The sequence below is a fragment of the Streptomyces cyaneofuscatus genome, assembly GCF_033109485.1.
Taxonomy (GTDB): Bacteria; Actinomycetota; Actinomycetes; order Streptomycetales; family Streptomycetaceae; genus Streptomyces; species Streptomyces cyaneofuscatus.
Genome location: NZ_CP137002.1, coordinates 6,257,506 through 6,275,375 on the forward strand (window position 1 = coordinate 6,257,506; position 17,870 = coordinate 6,275,375).

General features: G+C 72.3%; 15 protein-coding genes. 4 read left to right on the forward strand and 11 right to left on the reverse strand.

Annotated features, from left to right (window positions below; translation table 11 throughout):
* Positions 1-67: 67 nt before the first annotated feature.
* On the reverse strand, positions 68-1,618 hold the full coding sequence (locus R2B67_RS27540; RefSeq protein WP_317821818.1) for a CATRA conflict system CASPASE/TPR repeat-associated protein: 1,551 nt from the start codon (positions 1,616-1,618) through the stop codon (positions 68-70).
* The gene (locus R2B67_RS27545) at positions 1,611-1,928 is read right to left on the reverse strand and encodes a CATRA system-associated protein (RefSeq protein ID WP_317821820.1); all 318 of its coding nucleotides are present in this window, start codon (positions 1,926-1,928) and stop codon (positions 1,611-1,613) included. The genes R2B67_RS27540 and R2B67_RS27545 overlap by 8 nt, the downstream gene beginning before the upstream one ends.
* Positions 1,929-2,095: 167 nt before the next feature.
* Here R2B67_RS27545 and R2B67_RS27550 point away from each other — a divergent pair, with 167 nt between their 5' ends.
* The gene (locus R2B67_RS27550; RefSeq protein WP_317821822.1) at positions 2,096-5,374 is read left to right on the forward strand and encodes a CHAT domain-containing protein; all 3,279 of its coding nucleotides are present in this window, start codon (positions 2,096-2,098) and stop codon (positions 5,372-5,374) included.
* A gap of 78 nt (positions 5,375-5,452) precedes the next feature.
* Here R2B67_RS27550 and glnA read toward each other — a convergent pair whose 3' ends face one another.
* The gene (glnA, locus tag R2B67_RS27555) at positions 5,453-6,862 is read right to left on the reverse strand and encodes a type I glutamate--ammonia ligase (RefSeq protein ID WP_018511893.1); all 1,410 of its coding nucleotides are present in this window, start codon (positions 6,860-6,862) and stop codon (positions 5,453-5,455) included.
* A gap of 294 nt (positions 6,863-7,156) precedes the next feature.
* Here glnA and R2B67_RS27560 point away from each other — a divergent pair, with 294 nt between their 5' ends.
* Positions 7,157-7,564 carry an RDD family protein gene (locus tag R2B67_RS27560; protein ID WP_018511894.1) on the forward strand — a complete coding sequence of 136 codons (408 nt, stop codon included), beginning with the start codon at positions 7,157-7,159 and terminating at the stop codon, positions 7,562-7,564.
* Between the two features lie 103 nt (positions 7,565-7,667).
* Here the strand turns inward: R2B67_RS27560 and R2B67_RS27565 are convergent, their stop codons facing one another.
* The 4 genes from R2B67_RS27565 to lipB form a co-directional block, all read right to left on the reverse strand.
* Complete coding sequence (locus tag R2B67_RS27565; protein ID WP_018511895.1) at positions 7,668-8,375, reverse strand: DUF4191 domain-containing protein; 708 nt, start codon at positions 8,373-8,375, stop codon at positions 7,668-7,670.
* Positions 8,376-8,405: 30 nt separating this feature from the next.
* Positions 8,406-8,606 carry an SCO2195 family GlnR-regulated protein gene (locus R2B67_RS27570; RefSeq protein ID WP_317821825.1) on the reverse strand — a complete coding sequence of 67 codons (201 nt, stop codon included), beginning with the start codon at positions 8,604-8,606 and terminating at the stop codon, positions 8,406-8,408.
* A gap of 280 nt (positions 8,607-8,886) precedes the next feature.
* Positions 8,887-9,864 (reverse strand): lipoyl synthase, encoded by a 978-nt coding sequence (gene lipA, locus R2B67_RS27575; RefSeq protein ID WP_030564321.1) that lies wholly within the window; start codon positions 9,862-9,864, stop codon positions 8,887-8,889.
* 197 nt (positions 9,865-10,061) lie between these two features.
* Positions 10,062-10,895: a lipoyl(octanoyl) transferase LipB gene (lipB, locus tag R2B67_RS27580; RefSeq protein WP_317821828.1), complete on the reverse strand. Its 834-nt coding sequence runs from the start codon at positions 10,893-10,895 to the stop codon at positions 10,062-10,064.
* 325 nt (positions 10,896-11,220) lie between these two features.
* Here lipB and R2B67_RS27585 point away from each other — a divergent pair, with 325 nt between their 5' ends.
* On the forward strand, positions 11,221-13,002 hold the full coding sequence (locus tag R2B67_RS27585) for an NsdA family TPR-like regulatory protein (RefSeq protein ID WP_317821829.1): 1,782 nt from the start codon (positions 11,221-11,223) through the stop codon (positions 13,000-13,002).
* A gap of 49 nt (positions 13,003-13,051) precedes the next feature.
* Here R2B67_RS27585 and R2B67_RS27590 read toward each other — a convergent pair whose 3' ends face one another.
* Entirely contained in the window at positions 13,052-14,443 is a 1,392-nt protein-coding gene (locus tag R2B67_RS27590; RefSeq protein ID WP_317821830.1) for an FAD-dependent oxidoreductase, read from the reverse strand.
* 172 nt (positions 14,444-14,615) lie between these two features.
* Positions 14,616-15,515 (reverse strand): TIGR01777 family oxidoreductase, encoded by a 900-nt coding sequence (locus tag R2B67_RS27595; protein WP_317821832.1) that lies wholly within the window; start codon positions 15,513-15,515, stop codon positions 14,616-14,618.
* A 194-nt stretch (positions 15,516-15,709) separates the two neighbouring features.
* On the opposite strand from R2B67_RS27595, the gene R2B67_RS27600 reads away from it, so the two are divergent.
* The gene (locus R2B67_RS27600; protein ID WP_317821834.1) at positions 15,710-16,237 is read left to right on the forward strand and encodes a GNAT family N-acetyltransferase; all 528 of its coding nucleotides are present in this window, start codon (positions 15,710-15,712) and stop codon (positions 16,235-16,237) included.
* Between the two features lie 26 nt (positions 16,238-16,263).
* Here the strand turns inward: R2B67_RS27600 and R2B67_RS27605 are convergent, their stop codons facing one another.
* Both R2B67_RS27605 and R2B67_RS27610 read right to left on the reverse strand, forming a co-directional pair.
* The gene (locus R2B67_RS27605; RefSeq protein ID WP_317821836.1) at positions 16,264-16,785 is read right to left on the reverse strand and encodes a DUF4240 domain-containing protein; all 522 of its coding nucleotides are present in this window, start codon (positions 16,783-16,785) and stop codon (positions 16,264-16,266) included.
* Positions 16,786-16,847: 62 nt separating this feature from the next.
* Positions 16,848-17,837 carry a helix-turn-helix transcriptional regulator gene (locus R2B67_RS27610; RefSeq protein WP_317821838.1) on the reverse strand — a complete coding sequence of 330 codons (990 nt, stop codon included), beginning with the start codon at positions 17,835-17,837 and terminating at the stop codon, positions 16,848-16,850.
* Positions 17,838-17,870 lie beyond the last annotated feature (33 nt).

The following is a 17,870-nucleotide window of genomic DNA, read 5'->3' on the forward strand; positions in this document are numbered from 1 at the left end:
CCTTCCGTAGGTGTTCCGCTGGTCCGTCCGTCCGTCCGTCCGTCCGCACCGTCACCGGCGCGGCGCCTCACTTTCTGAAGCGGGCCCAACCCGACAGCACCGCCGCCGACGAGCCGACGGCCGCGGCCGCCAGTGACCACGGCACGGGCGCGGCGTGCCGGTCGTGCACGTAGAACGCGACGGTCGTCAGCAGCCAGCCGAGCACCCCACCGAGCAGCGCCAGCCCCGCGAGATCGAAGAGGACGGGTGTCGTCCGCTGCTCGCCTCCCCGCAGCATCCGCACCCCGCCTGTGGGCAGCACCACGGCGAGCAGGGCGGACAGCAGGATGACCGGGGCATCGAACCAGCCGGGCAAGTGGACCTCGTACTCCAGCGACTGGACGGCCGCGAGGAGGGCGAGCAGCCCGGCGACCAGGGCGCCCTGCCGGAGGGTCGCGTGCTGGCGCTGCGCCTGGGCCTGCTCCGCCACGAACGTGCCGCCGAGTGCGATGACGGATTCGGCACGCTCCATCGTGGCGTTGAGGTGCTCTGCCGCGTCGTCCGCCTGCTCGGCCAGCCGGTCCGCGGTGTCGCGGTCCGCCACGAGAGGCGTGCCCGGGACGTCGTGGGTGTCCGGCGGAACCGCCTGCCGCATGTTGGCGGCCAGGCCCTGCGCGGTCCGGCACAGGGAGCGCAGGTCGGCCCGGCGGGCGGCGAGGTCGTGGGCGCCGACCCGCAGGCGTTCCAACTGGGTCTCGGCGTCCAGCGCCGCACCGGCGAACAGCGGGCGCGGATCGTCCACCCCGCTCGCGTGCAACCGTCCGAGGGCGTCGGCGTTCTCGGTCACCTCTCGGTCACGGCTCCGGATGGCCTCATGGGCCCGGGCGAGCACACCGGCCTGATGCCGTACGAGTCCGGCGTGCAGGAGATGCCGGGTGAGCGGGGCCGGTTCGGCCGTCCCCGTCTGCCACAGCCAGGCGTCCAGCGCTGCCTCGTCGTCCCTGCCGAGCACCACGAGGGTGCGCAGCCCTGGGTCCGCCGGCATCCGGTGGACCTCCCAGAGCAGCCGGCCCGGGGCCACCGGTGTCCAGGCGCCCGGCTCGCCCGAGAACGGTCCGAGGCAGCGGGAGAGGCGCCGGGCCAGGACATCCGCGCGGCCCGGCCGCTGCGGGAGCTGCCGGGGCACCGGACCGAGGGCCCGGGCCACGAGCGTCACGCCGAGGACCTCCTCGGGCACCGGCCCGACGGGAGTCTTCGCGGCCCAGTCCGCGGCGGCGGACTCCCAGGTGGCCACCGTGCCGGGCCGGTGGGCCAGCGCGAGCGACAGGCCCGTGACCTCGCCGCGCGCCCAGAGAACCGCTTGGTCGTCCGACTCACCGGGACCCGAGGCGCGGGCCGCGAGGATCGTCGCCGCGGCGCGGTACGGAACATCGTCGGGCAGGTCTCCGGGTCCCGCGAGGTACGGGTAGGGACCGACGGCCTCCGCCATGCCGAGGTCACGGCACGCGGACCACAGCTGCCGGAGGTAGCCGCGGGCGCCGGTGGTGCCCGGCGCCACGGGGCGCGAGGTGGAGAGGGTCGGTGACCGGAAGAAGGCGTGCACGACCAGGGCGGGCCTCCGTAAGCCGCGGTCAGCCACGGGACGGGGGCGTGATCCGGCCGACCTTCTCCACGGTCTTGGGGATCCGCTCGAGGACGGTCGTCGGCGGAGGCTGGGGAGGCTGTTCACCGATCCGGGTCGGGCTGTGGTACGCGCCGGTGAGGTCGGTGATGTCCCGGGTGGCGGTGATCAGCCCGGGCGCGTCCCGGTGGTCGATCGCCAATTCCACGGCCGTGGCCAGGATGCGCTCCACCTGCGCCCATTCCTGGGCGGTCGCCTCCATGTCCGGCATCAGCTCAAGAAGGGCCAGCAGCCCTTCGGCGGCCCGGCCCAGCGCTTCGTCGTTCACACGGTCCCCCTCCGTGCAGCGGTGCGCGGTCTTCGGGCATGCCTCGGCAGGGGCGAATCCGCCGATGCGGGGCGATGCGCACCGAAGCCGCAAGTCCGTACAACTGGATGTCGAGTGGCGTAACCCTAGCGTATGGTCACCCAACACGCAGGAGAGTGGGGGAAGTTGTGTCTGAAGGCAAGCGGTGGGTGCCCGAGGGGATCAAGGTGATCCGCGCGCGGCTCGTGGAGTTACCGCAGTGGGATCAGCAACGCCCCGTACTGCTGGATGAGTTGGGGAGCGCTCTGCGCATGTACTACCGCTCGCACCACGATCCGGCCCTGCTGCGCGAAGCCGTCGAGAGCCATCGCCTCGCCTACCGACAGGCCCCCACCGTTCCCTTCCTGGTGAACTTGACCAACGCCCTCCTCGACGCGTACGAGGCCCGCCCGGACGACCCGGAGCCCCTGGAGGACGCGTACAGGACGCTCACCCGGGCGCTGGAGCCCGGCCCGAACAGCCGGGCCGACGATCCGGACGTCCTTGCCTCCCTGGCCGGAGTCCTGGACCAGAAATGGGACCGGTACGGCCAGGAGAAGGACCTCCTGGCCTACGTCGACCACCACCGGCGGGCCGCGAGGAGCGCCGAGAAGCAGAGCAATCCGCGCACTGCCCGATTCTGTGTCCACCTGTGCGACGCCCTGCTGGATCTCCACACCCGTTCACCCGAACCGGCGCATCTCGACGAGGCGGCCGAGGCCATCGACCGAGCCCTGACCGTGGCGCCTCCGGGCCACTCCGACCGGCCCACCTCTCTGGACAGCGCCTGCCGAGTGGAGCAGCGGCGGTTCGAGCAGGACCGTGACGTCGAGCGCCTGCGGCGAGCGGAGGCGCTCGCCGAGGAGGCGTGCTCCGCACCGCGCGAGGATCACGGCACCGACCGGGGCAGCTACTTCGACACCTGGGGAAACGTCCTGCGCACCTGGCACGGCGTGACCGGCGAGCCGCAGCTGCTGGACCGGGCGATCACCGTCCAGCGGGAGGCGGTCGAGTCGACACCGCCACGGCACCCGAACCGGGCGGGGATCCTCGCCAACATGGCGACGACGTACCGGCTTCACGCCCACGCGACCGGTGACCGCGCTCCGCTGCCGGAGGCGTACGACCTCTACCGGAAGGCCGTCTCTCGGACCGTCGGCGAGCGTGGGGCCGCGCTGCACCAGTACAACCTCGCCTCGATGCTCGGCGAGTTCGGCGAAGTGTTCACGTCGGCGCTGTGGATGTCCGAGGCGGAGGTGCTCGACCTCGCCGTCGAGGAGGCGCAGCGCGCCGTAGATGCCTTGCCCGTGGAGGACGCGCAGCGCCGTAGGTACATCCTCGGCCTGGCGGCCCAGCTGGTCAGCCGGTACAAGCGGGAGCACCGCCCGGAGGACTTCGCGAGGGCCGTGGGGCTCCTGGAGGAGAATGTGGCGGCCGGGAAGGCGGCCATGACGGAGACCGATGAGGCTCGGTGCCGCCTCGGCATCGCCGAGCTCTGGCAGACGCGCGCCTTCCACACGTTCGACCCGTCCCACTTCAGCGTCGCGGAGAGGGTGCACCGCCAGGCCCTGGAGGCCCATGGGGGAGACTCCTCGCAGCTGGAGGTGCACCTCAAGTACGGCCTGGCCACGGTGCTCAGGCTCTCCGCCGAGAGCTGGATTGTGGGCAGACGCCCGTTCACGGACGCCTTCGTCACCCGGGTCCGGGAGGCGACAGAGCTGTTCCGGTGGTGCGCGCTGCACCCCGAAGGCCTCGTTCGGGACCGCATCCGCCGCGCCGACGCCTGGGGGCAGGCGGCGGCCCGTCTGAAGAACTGGCCAGAGGCGCTCGAGGCCTACCGGCTCGCCTTCTCCTTCGTCCCGCTGCTCGCCCCCCAGCACCTGGCGAGGGCGGACCGCGAAGAGCTGCTCACGACCCTGGACGGAGTGGCCGCCGACGCCGCGGCTTGCGCGGTCTCCATGGGCGACCGGTACACCGCACTGGAGTTCCTGGAGAGCGGCAGAGGCCTGTTCCTCACCGAGTCGCTCGGGCTCAGGGAGGAGTTGGCGAAACTCGACACACACGCACCACGGCGGGGAGGCCGGTTCCTGCAGTTGCGGGCCGAGGTGGCCGCGGCCGGAGGCGGGTCGGGGTGGAACCGTGACGATCCGGAAGCAGCGGTCGAGCAGGGCTTCATGGCACCCGAGCTGTCGGCGCACCGCGCGCGGGCGGCCGAGCTCCAGGAGGTGCTGGCCACCCTGCGGAAGGTTCCGGGACTGACCCGTTTCCTGATGCCGCCGGACGTCCGAAGCCTGGTCGAGGCAACGGGGGACGCGACCGGCCCCGTGGTCGTGGTCAACGTCTCCGCGGTGCGCTGCGACGCGCTCATCGTCCGGGACGGCACGGTCCGGGTGCTGCCCCTGCCCGATCTGACCTGGTACGAGGCTCTGCGGCGGGCGGAGGCTTTGCGACGGTCCACCTGGCAGGCCTCGGATCGCGGTCGGTCGCTGGAGGAGCGGGCCTCGGCCGAGCAGGAGCTCTCGGTCGTCCTCGACTGGCTCTGGCGCACCGTCGCCCGCCCGGTGCTGGACGACCTCGACCGGCCACGGCCGGCCTCCCGCCGCCGCCCGGCGCTGCCTGGTGCGGGACACCTGCGACCACGTGTCTGGTGGTGCGCGACGGGACCGCTGAGCGGCATGCCTCTCCACGCGGCCGCACCGCTCCCGGACCCCGAGCGACCGGCGGACACGAGCACCGCCACGGACTCCGTCATCGACCGCGTGGTGTCGTCCTACACTCCGACGCTGAGCACGCTGGCGTACTCCCGGGACACCGTCCTCGGCAACGCCCCCAAGGTGCTCGCCGTCGGGCTCAAGAACACCCCGGGACAGCCGAAGCTCGCCGGTGCCCACCTGGAGGTGGAGGCCGTGTGCCGCTGGGCGCCGCACGCCACGCGGCTCCGGGACGAGGAGGCGAGCCGGGCGGCGGTACTCGCCGGGCTGCGGACGCACGACTGGGTCCACTTCGCGGGCCACGCCGAACAGGTCCCGTCGGCCGACGACAACGGTCACCTGGTGTGCCACGACCACGCGACCGAGGGCCCGTTGACCACCGCCGACATCGCGGACGTCCAGTCGGCGTCCCGGTCGTTCCTCGCCTACCTTGCCGCCTGCGACACCGCCCGGGGCCGCGCCAACCTCATCGACCAGGCGATGCACCTCGCGGGCGGCGTGCAGTCGGTGGGCTTCGCCCATGTCGTCGCGTCGTTCTGGCCCTTGCAGAGCACGACATCCCTGGACATGACCAGGAACTTCTACAGGTACTTGGAGGGACGCCCCGTCTCGCACGACACCGTCGCCCGAGCCGCCGACCACGCGGCCCGCACTGCCCGCGAGAAAGCCCTCGGACGCCCTTCGTGGTGGTCCTCCTTCCACCACATGGGCCCTTGAGGCCCGCACAGCACGACCGAGGGCCGCCACCTCCCGGAAGGAAGTGGCGGCCCTCACGCGTCTTCAGGCACCCAAGGCCTAGATGTCGAAGTACAGCTCGAACTCGTGCGGGTGCGGGCGCAGCTGGATCGGGGCGATCTCGTGCGTGCGCTTGTAGTCGATCCACGTCTCGATCAGGTCCGACGTGAAGACGCCGCCCGCCTGGAGGTACTCGTTGTCCGCCTCCAGGGCGTCGAGCACGGCCGGGAGGGACGTCGGGACCTGCTGGACGTTGGCGTGCTCCTCGGGAGCCAGCTCGTAGAGGTCCTTGTCGATCGGCTCGGCCGGCTCGATCTTGTTCTTGACGCCGTCCAGGCCCGCCATCAGCAGCGCGGAGAACGCGAGGTACGGGTTGGAGGACGGGTCCGGGGCGCGGAACTCGACGCGCTTGGCCTTCGGGTTCGAGCCGGTGATCGGGATGCGCATCGCGGCGGAACGGTTCCGCTGCGAGTACACCATGTTGACCGGGGCCTCGAAGCCGGGGACCAGGCGGTGGTACGAGTTCACCGTCGGGTTGGTGAACGCCAGCAGCGACGGGGCGTGCTTCAGGATGCCGCCGATGTAGTAGCGCGCCATGTCCGACAGGCCGGCGTAACCCTGCTCGTCGTAGAAGAGCGGCGAGCCGCCCTGCCACAGCGACTGGTGCACGTGCATGCCCGAGCCGTTGTCGCCGAAGATCGGCTTCGGCATGAAGGTCGCGGTCTTGCCGTTGCGCCAGGCGACGTTCTTCACGATGTACTTGAAGAGCATCAGGTCGTCGGCCGCGGCGAGCAGCGTGTTGAACTTGTAGTTGATCTCGGCCTGGCCGGCGGTGCCGACCTCGTGGTGCTGGCGCTCGACCTGGAGGCCGTTCTTGTCCAGCTCCAGGGAGATCTCGGCCCGCAGGTCGGCGAAGTGGTCCACCGGCGGAACCGGGAAGTAGCCGCCCTTGTAGCGGACCTTGTAGCCGCGGTTGTTCTCCTCCGACCCGGTGTTCCAGGCGCCGGCCTCGGAGTCGATGTGGTAGAAGCTCTCGTTCGCCGACGTCTGGAAGCGGACGTTGTCGAAGACGTAGAACTCGGCCTCCGGGCCGAAGTACGCGGTGTCCGCGAAGCCGGTCGAGGCGAGGTACGCCTCGGCCTTCTTGGCGATGTTCCGCGGGTCACGGCTGTACTGCTCACCCGTGATCGGGTCGTGGATGAAGAAGTTGATGTTGACGGTCTTGTCACGGCGGAAGGGGTCCACCCGAGCCGTCGACAGGTCCGCGCGCAGCGCCATGTCGGACTCGTGGATCGCCTGGAAACCGCGGATCGACGAGCCGTCGAAAGCGAGTTCCTCGGCCGGGTCGAAGGTCGCTGCCGGGATCGTGAAGTGCTGCATCACCCCGGGCAGGTCGCAGAACCGGACATCGATGAACTTGACGTCGTTGTCCGCTACGTACTTCTGCACTTCGTCGGCGTTCTGGAACATCCAACTCCTCCTACTCCCGGCCCGGGCGGGACGGGGTTGTAGCTCGTGGTGCGGCCAGTGCGGTGGCACACGCTGGACCCGACCTTAGGCAGGCGTGATTTCTCAAGCATGACCCATTTGTTTCGCCCAAGTTAACCGGGGCGAGGGTGAGCGGCATCTCAGCGGCTGTCTCCGCGCGGCTCTTTCCGTGCCCCGCCCTGCCTGGCCCAAACCTGGGCGCAGTACCGTGGACGGGTGGACAACAGGCAAGCAATCGGATCGTGGCTCTCAGGGCCCCGCGCGGCCGCCGAAGACATGGGTGCCGATTTCGGCTACCGAGGCAAGCGGCTCGGGCTGCCCGAGGAGGGGCCGGGGGCCGTCGCCTCGTTCGGTCGCCGTCTCGGGGCCGTCTTCATCGACTGGTCGATCTGCATGGTGATCGCATACGGGCTGCTCGCTCGCGGTGACCAGCAGGCGGCGGGGAACTGGGCGCTCGGCGTCTTCCTCCTCATGAGCGCCCTCACCGTCGGCACCATCGGCTGCACCCCCGGCAAGCGCCTCCTGGGGCTGCGCGTGGTCTCCGAGGACGGCGGACGCCTCGGCTTCGGGCGGGTTCTCGTACGTACCGTCCTGCTTCTGCTCGTCATTCCCGCCCTCGTCTGGGACCGCGACGGGCGCGGCCTCCACGACCGGCTCGGCCGCGCCGTACAGGTCCGGATGTAGCCCCTCCCGTACAGATGCAGAACGCGTACACCCGTAGAACGCAGCGGCCCCGGACCGATTCCTCGGTCCGGGGCCGTGCTGTGTATGTCGCGTACGTCCGCGCTCAGCGCATCTTTCCGCCGCGCGGCATCCGCATGCCCTTGGGCATCGGGCCCTTCGGCAGCGGCATGTTGCTCATCAGGTCGCCCATCGCGCGCAGCCGGTCGTTGGTGGTGGTCACCTGCGGGCCGGTCAGGACGCGGGGAAGCTTCAGCATCTTGGTGCGGACCTTCTTCAGGGGCACCTGGCCCTCGCCGTTGCCCACGATGATGTCGTGGACCGGGACGTCCACCACGATGCGGGCCATCTTCTTCTTCTCGGCCGCCAGGAGGCCCTTCACCCGGTTCGGGTTGCCCTCGGCGACCAGGACGATGCCGGCCTTGCCGACGGACCGGTGCACGACGTCCTGGCTGCGGTTCATCGCCACAGCGGGGGTCGTGGTCCAGCCGCGTCCGATGCGGTCCAGGACGGCGGCCGCCGCACCGGGCTGGCCCTCCATCTGCCCGAAGGCCGCACGCTCGGCCCGTCGTCCGAAGACGATCGCCATCGCGAGGACGGCCAGGACGAAGCCCAGGATGCCCAGGTAGACCGGGTGACCGATCAAGAAGCCGATGCCGAGGAGGACACCGAACGTGGCGATTCCCACGCCCGCGACGATGAACCCGATCTTGCTGTCGGACCGCTTGGTCATCTTGTAGGTCAGGGCGATCTGCTTGAGCCGCCCTGCGTTCTCGGCGCTGTCCGCGCCTTCGGTTTTTGCCTTCCTCGCCATGTACCGAAGTTTACGTGGCGTGGAAGCGACCTAGGAACGGTGGTCGGCCACCGCGTCCGGTACGTACAGCGACTCCACCCGGTCCTTGGCCCGGCGGCGGTCCTCCAGGACGGCCGTCCAGGCGTTGCGGCGGGCGGTGCGCTGGCCGCTGCTCAGCAGCAGCGACTCGACGGCGCGCAGGGCGGTGGTGACGGACGGAATGGCGTGGGTGCGGACCGGTGCGGCCTGCATGATGTTTCCCCTCGGAGTAGATGCGCCACCCGGGGCGCGGACGGAGTACGGGAAGCAGTGACGGCGACGGCCGTGGGAGCGGCCGCTGCACGTGTACCTAGGGTCACTGCTCGGTGTTACCAGTGCGTGACCGGGCGGTCAAACACCAATGAACCCTTCATTCCGGCGCCCCGCACGCCGAGGCGGCCCGTACGCGTCCCTCACCTGCGGGGAGCGCACAGGCCGCCTCGGCCATGCGGTTACTGCTCGGTAGCGCGGGTGAGCGGACTCACACGGTTGCTCACACGGCCTGGGCCGTCGGCACGCTTCCGGTGGCCGCGCCGCGGGCCTCCATCGCCTGCTGGAACAGCCGGCCCGCGCGGTACGAGGAACGCACCAGCGGCCCCGACATCACACCGGAGTAGCCGATCGCGTCGGCCTCGTCCTTCAGCTCCACGAACTCCATCGGCTTCACCCAGCGCTCCACCGGGTGGTGGCGCACGGTGGGCCGCAGGTACTGCGTAATCGTGATGAGCTCGCAACCCGCGTCGTACAGGTCCTGGAGCGCCTCGCTGACTTCCTCGCGGGTCTCGCCCATGCCGAGGATCAGGTTGGACTTGGTCACCAGGCCGGCCTCGCGGGCCCGCGTGATGACTTCCAGGGACCGCTCGTAGCGGAAGCCGGGGCGGATGCGCTTGAAGATGCGCGGCACCGTCTCCACGTTGTGCGCGAGCACCTCGGGGCGCGAGGAGAAGACCTCGGCGAGCTGCTCGGGCTCGGCGTTGAAGTCGGGGATCAGCAGCTCGACCTTGGTCGCGCCCGCCTCCCGCTCCGCCGTCAGCGTGTGGATCTGGCGGACGGTCTCGGCGTACAGCCAGGACCCGCCGTCCTCCAGGTCGTCGCGGGCGACGCCGGTGATGGTGGCGTAGTTCAGGTCCATCTTGACGACGGACTCGCCGACCCGGCGGGGCTCGTCACGGTCCAGCGCCTGCGGCTTGCCCGTGTCGATCTGGCAGAAGTCGCAGCGCCGCGTGCACTGGTCGCCGCCGATGAGGAAGGTGGCCTCGCGGTCCTCCCAGCACTCGAAGATGTTGGGGCAGCCCGCCTCCTGGCAGACCGTGTGCAGCCCCTCGCCCTTCACGAGATTCTGCAGCTGCTTGTACTCGGGGCCCATCTTCGCCCGCGTTTTGATCCACTCGGGCTTGCGCTCGATGGGGGTCTGGCTGTTTCGGACCTCCAGGCGCAGCATCTTGCGCCCGTCGGGTGCGACAGCGGACACTCCGGCTCCCCTTTGCTTTCTGCTGCGTGGTTTTCGCATGGGATTCTTCGGCGAACACCAGGGTACGCCCGTAAATCAAACGGCCTTACGCCTGGCCAACCTGTGGCCGACGGGGCCTATTCCCCGGCGCTTCCCCGGCCGGTGGCGGCGGTCGGGGCTACTGACCGGTACTACCAGCCGGTACGACTAGCCGGTCGCTACGCCGGGGCCGCGGCCTTCGGCCGGCCCGCCGACCGCTCGGCCGGCTGCTCGATCACGCGGGGCGCGAGCTCCGCGTTCTCCAGGATGTCCCGCAGGTGCTTCTCGGCGACCGGCAGCACCTCCTCGATGGTGATCTCCCGGCCCAGCTCGTTCGAGAGGGACGTCACTCCCGCGTCACGGATACCGCACGGCACGATCCGGTCGAACCAGGTGTTGTCCGGGTTCACGTTGAGCGCGAAGCCGTGCATCGTGACGCCTTTGGCGACCCGGATCCCGATCGCGGCCAGCTTGCGGTCCTCGCGGCGCTGGCCCGCGTTGGACGGGGCGTACTCCGGGCCGTTCAGCCGCGGGTCGAACTCCTCGTCCTGGAGCCTGGGGTCGAAGTCCAGGGAGAGGCCGCCGAGCGCCTGCCGCTGCTCGACCGGGTCGCCGAGCACCCAGACACCGCTGCGGCCCTCGACCCGCGAGGTCTCCACCCCGAAGTCGGCGGCCGTACGGATCAGCGCGTCCTCCAGGCGGCGGACGTGCGCGACGACGTCGACCGGGCGCGGCAGCTTCTGGATCGGGTAGCCGACGAGCTGCCCCGGGCCGTGCCAGGTGATCTTCCCGCCCCGGTCCACGTCGATGACCGGGGTACCGTCCAGCGGACGCTCGTTCTCGGCGGTCCGGCGGCCCGCCGTGTAGACGGGCGGGTGTTCCAGGAGCAGACAGGTGTCCGGCACCAGGTCCTCGAACCGGGCCGCGTGCACCTCGCGCTGCTTCTGCCAGGCCTCCGTGTACTCGACGGCCTCGTCACCGAAGCCCAGACGGACGAACCGCAGCTCGCTCACGACAGATGCCTCCCTACGTCGGGCGCCGTGTGCCCGAAGGGGTGTCCCCGGGATGACGGCACCCTGCACTGATCGCGCCCGCATCCACTGTACGACCGTCACCCGGCCGGCCCACCGGCAGGTGGAGGAGGTGCCTCCTGGCCGTGTATTCCGGCGTGTTCCGACCTGAGGGTGGTCCGGTCCCTTCTGTCAGCTCTGTCCGCAATCCTCACACGATCGGATGAACGTGGAGCAAAGGGTGTCTCCGACCGCCCCGGCGGACGCTAAATTCGCGCCGTTCCCCAGGGGCTGCCCGGGCCCCCGAAGGCAGGAGACCGTACAGCTGATGTCGGAACGACCCCCGCAGCGCACGCCCAACCGCCGCCTAGCCTCGCTCATCGCGGAAGCCGGGTTCTCCCACGCGGGCCTCGCCCGCCGGGTCGATCAGCTCGGCCTCGAACACGGACTGGACCTGCGGTACGACAAAACCTCGGTCACCCGCTGGCTGCGGGGACAGCAGCCGCGCGGCACGACCCCCGCCCTGATCGCCGAGGTCTTCACCCGGCGGCTCGGGCGGCGGCTCTCCGCGCAGGACCTCGGCCTGGACGCCTGCGCGCCCGTCTACGCGGGGCTGGAGTTCGCGGCCACCCCCACCGAGGCCGTCGACATCGTCAGCGGCCTGTGGCGCAAGGACTCGGGGACGCACACCGAGCTGCGCAAGATCGCCTTCACCCCCGCCGGTCTCGTCGTCCCCAGCCGCGACTGGCTGATCGGCCGCGCCGACGAGTGGGTGGCCCGCGACGGCGGGGCGGCCCAGCCGCCCGCCCCGCACCGCAGGGCGGGTGCCGGGGTGGCCGGTGGAGCCACGGCAGCCGGCGGCCGTACGGAGGCGCAGGCGCCGGGCCGTACGGACGGGGGCCTGCGCACCGACCTCCGCGGCGCGCCCCGCCCCGGCGGATCCGTACGCCCTGCGGGCCGGCCCGCCACCGGCCACCCCGTTCCGGCCGGTGGCCAGCCGTCGGCGGACCCGTCCGGAAGGGCCCGGCCAGGTCTGGCGGGGACGGGCGCGCTGCCCGGCGGACTGCCCGGCTCCGGAGCCTCTTCCGGCACGTCCGGAGTCTCTCCCGGCACGTCCGGGGCCTCCTCGGGTACGTCCGGAGCCTCTTCCGGTACGGAGGTGCTCCCCGTGGTCCCGCGCCAGCGGCAGACCGAGCGCGGGCCCGGCCTGCGGGTCGGCAACGGCGACGTCGCGGCGCTGCGCTCGGTCGGCGAGCTCTTCCGCACCCTCGACCACACCTACGGCGGCGGCCACGCCCGCCAGGCCCTCGTGCGATACCTGGAGCACGAGGCCGAGCCGATGCTCCGCGGGAGCTACGGCGAAGCCACCGGGCGCCGCCTCTTCGCCGCGGTCGCCGACCTGACCCGGCTGGCCGGCTGGACCTCCTTCGACATCGCCGCCCACGGCCTGGCCCAGCGGTACTTCGTCCAGGCCCTGCGGCTCGCCCAGGCCGCCGGGGACCGCGGTTACGGGGCGTACGTCCTGATCACCATGAGCCGTCAGGCCGTCTACCTCGGCCACGGCAGGGAGGCCGTGCAGCTCGCCCGCGTCGCCCAGCAGGGCATCGGCTCCGCCGCCCCGCCCCTCGTCCAGGCCCTGCTGCACTCGGTCGAGGCGCGCGGCCACGGGATCCTCGGCGAGGCGCGGGCCTGCACCGCCGCGCTGACCCGGGCCGAGCACGCCCTGGAGACCGCGCGCCCCGGGGACGAGGCGCCGGCCTGGGCCCGCCCCTTCGACGAGGCCCAGCTCGCCCACGAGCTCGGCCACTGCCACCGCGACCTCCAGCAGTACCGGGCCGCCGCCCAGCACGCGGAGCGCTCACTCCAGCTGCGCGCCCCGGCGTACGCCCGTAGCCGGCTGTTCTGCCGGGTGGTCCTCGCCTCCGCCCGGCTGGGCCTCGGCGAGCTGGAGCAGGCCTGCCGGCTGGGGGCCGAGGCCGCCCAGCAGGCCTCCGAGATGCGCTCGGTCCGGGCCGCCGAGTACGTACGCGCCTTCGAGCGCAGCCTGGAGCCGTACCGGGACGCCGCCCCCGTCCGTGGCTACCGCGACCGGGTGGCGGCGCTGGGCTGAGACCGAAAGCAGCCCCCGGGCGGGCGTCAGCGCAAAAGAGCGCCCGCCCCTACGCCGCCTCCGGCAGCCGGGCGCCCCCCTGACGCTCCCGAGCCACCCCCAGGTCCGTCAGGATCGCCTCCGCCGCCCGGCGCCCCGAGTGCAGCGCCCCCTGGACCGAGCTGGTGTCCCGGTGGTCGCCGCACACGTACAGCCCCGCCAGCACCCGCACCGGCCGGCGCGGGTCGTGCGGGGCCTCCATCGCGGGCACGGCCTCCGGGTCGTGGTGGGCGGCCAGCAGCTCCCAGTCGCCCGTCGGCGTCCCGTACAGCGCCGCCAGCTGCGCCCGTACGGAACGGTCCAGGTCCGGCGGAGGCGTCCCGAGCACGGTCGAGGTGATCAGCGTCCGGCCCTCCGGCGCGCGCGAGGGGTCGACCTCGCTCATCACCGCCGTGTACGCCACCGGACCCGACCGGTCCCCGTCCAGCACCAGCGACCTGCCGGTCGGCGGCGGCGCGGGCGCGGTGTGGTGAAGGACCGTCACCGGGCGGAAGGCCGGCACCCGCAGCCCGGGCAGCAGCTCGGCCGCGGCCCCCGCCCCGGTGGCCAGCAACAGGGAACGGCACCCCAGTTCACCGTGCTCCTTGGTGCGTACGGTGGTGATGTCGGCGGCCGTGACATGCACCCCGGTCCGGACCGTGCCGGGAGGCAGCGCTGCCGCCAGCAGATCCGGCAGCGTTCCCGAACCGCCCGCCGGTACACACAGTCCGCCCCGCGCATAGTCGCGCAGCGCCAGGTCCGCGTACCGGCTGGATGTGGTGAGGCCGGGGTCGCCGAGCAGCGCGGTCAGCAGCGGACGCAGGACGCCGTCCACCGTACGGGCCGGCATCTGACCCGCCCTCAGGGCGGCGAGCGCCGTCCGCTCGGGGCGGGCCAGGAGCCGGGCCGTCGGGGTGGCGGCCAGCCGGGAGAGCGCCGCGCCGAGCCGGGCCCGGTCGATCGCCTCGGACACGGTGGCGCTGCTCCGCAGGCCCGAGGTCTTCGCGCCCAGGCCGCTCCGGGACGCGATCCGCAGCTGGCCCCCGTAGCCGCCCGGCGAGGCCTGGGGGGCGCTCGATCGGGCGCGTACGGCTCTGAGTGCGCCCCTCGCGCTCCGTATGTCACCGGTGCGGTGGCGGCGGCCCTCGCTGTGCACCAGCACCCCGGACGCGAACTTCCGCAGCTCCGGGGTGCCGAGCCCCGGGGTGGAGGTCAGCTCCGGCCAGGAGGTGCAGAGCAGAGGGCCGAACTGGTCGAGGCGGAAGCCGTCCACCTCATGGGTGGCCAGCCGGCCGCCCACGGTGGAGGCCGCCTCCAGGACACTGACGCCGACTCCGGCGCCGGTCAGCAGATGGGCCGCTGAGAGGCCGGCGATCCCGGCCCCGATGATGATCACGTCCGCGTGGTGTGCCGTGCTGCGCACAAGGCCCTCCCCGAGTCGGTGCGACTGGTGGGGGCTTCTTGCCCCCAACAGGTCCCCGGAATGCCGGAGTTCGCACCGAGGTTAGGAGGATGGCTGATAGTGCATCAGACGCGCGTGGCCGGGAGCACCGGGGCACGGGGTCGCACACTGTGCCGCCCCCTGAGCACGGAGCTCAGCGCAGCGCCGCGCGGATCGCCGCGTCGATGCCGGGGAACGCGAACGAGAAGCCGGAGTCCAGCAGCTGCCCGGGGATCACCCGCTGACTGCCCAGCACATCGCCGGCGAACTCCCCGAGCGCGACCCGCAGCGCGGGCGCCGGGGCCGTGAACAGGGTCGGGCGGCGCAGCACCCGGCCCATCGCGGCGGTCACCTCGGCATTGGTGACGGGGTCGGGACCGGTCAGGTTCACCGGGCCGGACAACGACTCGGTGTCCAGGATGTGGCGGAGGGCGGCGACATGGTCGTGCAGCGCGATGTAGCTCCAGTACTGGCGGCCGTTGCCCAGCCGCCCGCCGAGCCCCGCCTTGAACAGGGGGAACAGCCGCCCCCACGCCCCGCCCTCGCGGGCCACCACCAGTCCGGTGCGGGCGTGCACCGTGCGGATGTTCCGCTCCTCGGCGGCGGCCGTCGCGGCCTCCCACTCCTCGCAGACGGAGGGCAGGAAGCCGTCCCCGGGCGGCGCGCTCTCGTCCACGGCGCGGTCTCCCGTATCGCCGTAGTAGCCGATGGCCGACCCGGAGAGCAGCACGCGCGGCGGGGTGTCCAGCGAGGCGACGGCCTCGGCGATCGCGGCCGTGCCCAGCACCCGGCTGTCGCGGATCTCCCGCTTGTAGTCGTCGGTCCAGCGGTGGTCGCCGACCCCGGCGCCGGCGAGGTGGACGACCGCGTCGCAGCCCACCAGCCCGGCCACGTCCACGTAACCGCGCTTGGGGTCCCACTCCACCTCGTCACCGGACCTGGCGGGCCGTCGCACCAGGCGGGCCACCTCGTGCCCGTCGGCGCGCAGCGAGCGCACGAGCGCCGCTCCGATGAGTCCGGAGGAACCAGTGACGGCGATACGGGAGGTCGGCATGGTGCCATCCTGCCCCACGGATCACGGGAAACACGGCAGTGGCGACTACGGGAAACCCGGCAGTGGCGACTACGGGAAACCCGGCAGTGGCGACAACGGGAAACCCCCGGCAGTGGAGACTACGGGAAACCCGGCAGTGGATACGGGGGAAAACACTATGGAGTGCCAAGAACCCGGCATGGGACAGTGGCGCCATGTCCGCAACCACCACCCTCCACTCCGTCTCCGTCCGCCCCGCCCTGCCGGCCGACGGGGAGACCCTCGGTGAGCTCGACCGGTCCACCTGGTCGACGCTGCACGCGGTCCTGCCGCGGCCCCAGCCGCCGTACGAGCCCTTCTTCGACGAGCGGCACCGGCCCGAGGACTTCCTGGTGGCCGAGGCCGCGACCGACGTGGACGGGAAGCGCATCGCCGGGTACATACGCCTGGTCCAGCCCACCTCGCTCGCCTGCCACGCCCATGTGCGGCAGATACAGGGCCTGGCCGTGGCGGTCTGGGCGCGCGGGGCCGGGGTCGGGCGGACCCTGCTGCGGGCCGCGAGCGCCGAGGCGCGGCGTCAGGGGGCCAACCGGATCACGCTGCGGGTGCTCGGGCACAACACCCCCGCCCGGGCGCTCTACGCCTCCGAGGGGTTCGCCGTGGAAGGGGTGCTGAGCGGGGAGCTCTTCCTGGACGGCAGCTATGTCGACGACGTCCTGATGGGCCGCTCGCTGGCGCCCTGAGCGGCGGGGTTCAGCAGCTCGGTGACTCAGCGGGGTGCGAAGCGGTCCCAGAGCTCCGGGTAGCGGGCCGCCAGCGCCGTCTCGTCCTCGAAGTCGACCGGGGAGCCCAGCGGCTCGGTGGGCTGCGGCGGCAGGCCCAGGTCGGGCGCGACCACGCCCGTGAGCTGCTCGTACGCCTCGTCGGCCGCGTAGCCCAGCTCCTCGCCGTCCCCGTCGATCTCCTCGTCGAAGTCGTCCAGCAGCTCCGCCAGATCGTCCGGGTCGTGCAGCGCGCCCTCGAAGACCTCCCGGCCCTGGCCGATCAGCCAGCACCGGAAGTAGTCGAAGGCGTCGTCGCTGGCCCCGCCGAGCAGCACGGCGGCCGCGCCCCACAGATCCCAGCGGTAGGCGCGGTTGTAGCGGGCCTCGAAGTGCCGGGCGAAGTCCAGCACGGAATCGGGGTCGAGCTGCACCAGCCGTTCCACGAGCAGGTCGGCCTGCTCCTCGGGGTCGCCCTCGGCTCCCTCGCGGCTGCTGTCGATGAGCTCCCAGAATTCCGTCTCGTCCATCACGGGTCCAGCATCCAGCCTGCCGGGACCCCCCGCACGCCCAGACGGCGAAAAGAAGCCTTTCAGCGATACAGCTCGCGCAGGCGTTCGGCCGCCTCGGCGAACCGGCCCCGCAGCTCCTCGGGGGCCACGACCTCCAACTCGGGACCCAGCGAAAGGAGCTGGCTGTACGCCACGTCCAGTGACTCCACGGGAAGGACGACCGTGCGCCACCCGTCCGGGCCGGCGGGAGGGGCCTCGGAGAGGGCCGTGGCGGCGGCCGCCCGGTCACCGGTGAACGCGAGCCGCCGGGCACCGCTCTCGGACACCCGTACGGTTACCTCGGTACGGAGGAGGGACCGGGCGAACTCGGCGGCCCGGGCGTCCCAGAACGCGGGCAGGTCGAAGGTCTCGTCCCGCTCGAAGCGCTCGTCGGCCGGCTCCACCGAGGTGAACCGGTCGATCCGGTAGACCCGGAAGTCGTCCCCCGCCTTGGCGCAGAGGTACCAGACCCCGGCCTTGAGGACGAGCCCGTACGGAGCGAGCTCCCGCGCCACCTCCGTACCGTTCCGCCCGTGTCCGCGGCCGCCGCCCTTGCGGTAGCGGGCGCGCAGCAGGCGGTCGTCCCAGACGGCGTCGGCGACGGCGGGCAGGGCGTCGGGGGGCTCCGGTTCGTGGTACCAGGACGGGGCGTCCAGGTGGAAGCGCTGGGCGGCGGAGGCCGAGGCGTCGCGTACGGAGGGCAGCAGGGCGGCCGACACCTTGAGCCGGGCCGCCGATGCCGCGTCCTCCAGGCCCATCTCGCGGAGCGCCGAGGGCAGGCCGGAGAGGAAGAGGGCCTCCGCCTCGTTGCGGGCGAGGCCGGTCAGCCGGGTGCGGTAGCCGCCGATGAGCCGGTAGCCGCCCGCCCGGCCGCGCTCGGCGTAGACCGGGACGCCCGCCTCGGAGAGGGCCTGGGCGTCGCGGGTGACCGTGCGCTCCGACACCTCCAGCTCCGCCGCCAGTTCGGCGGCGGACATGACGGGGCGGGACTGGAGGAGCAGCACCATCTTGATCAGCCGGGCAGCGCGCATGGGCCCATTGTGGCGGCAGCGGGGCACAGGGGC

Coding starts and splice junctions, on each gene's coding strand:
- glnA (WP_018511893.1), bottom strand. CDS start 6,862: ATGTTCCAGAACGCCGACGAAGTGCAGAAGTACGTAGCGGACAACGAC.
- R2B67_RS27560 (WP_018511894.1), top strand. CDS start 7,157: ATGGGTGCCGATTTCGGCTACCGAGGCAAGCGGCTCGGGCTGCCCGAG.
- R2B67_RS27565 (WP_018511895.1), bottom strand. CDS start 8,375: ATGGCGAGGAAGGCAAAAACCGAAGGCGCGGACAGCGCCGAGAACGCA.
- R2B67_RS27570 (WP_317821825.1), bottom strand. CDS start 8,606: ATGCAGGCCGCACCGGTCCGCACCCACGCCATTCCGTCCGTCACCACC.
- R2B67_RS27585 (WP_317821829.1), top strand. CDS start 11,221: ATGTCGGAACGACCCCCGCAGCGCACGCCCAACCGCCGCCTAGCCTCG.
- R2B67_RS27595 (WP_317821832.1), bottom strand. CDS start 15,515: ATGCCGACCTCCCGTATCGCCGTCACTGGTTCCTCCGGACTCATCGGA.
- R2B67_RS27600 (WP_317821834.1), top strand. CDS start 15,710: ATGTCCGCAACCACCACCCTCCACTCCGTCTCCGTCCGCCCCGCCCTG.
- R2B67_RS27605 (WP_317821836.1), bottom strand. CDS start 16,785: ATGGACGAGACGGAATTCTGGGAGCTCATCGACAGCAGCCGCGAGGGA.
- R2B67_RS27610 (WP_317821838.1), bottom strand. CDS start 17,837: ATGCGCGCTGCCCGGCTGATCAAGATGGTGCTGCTCCTCCAGTCCCGC.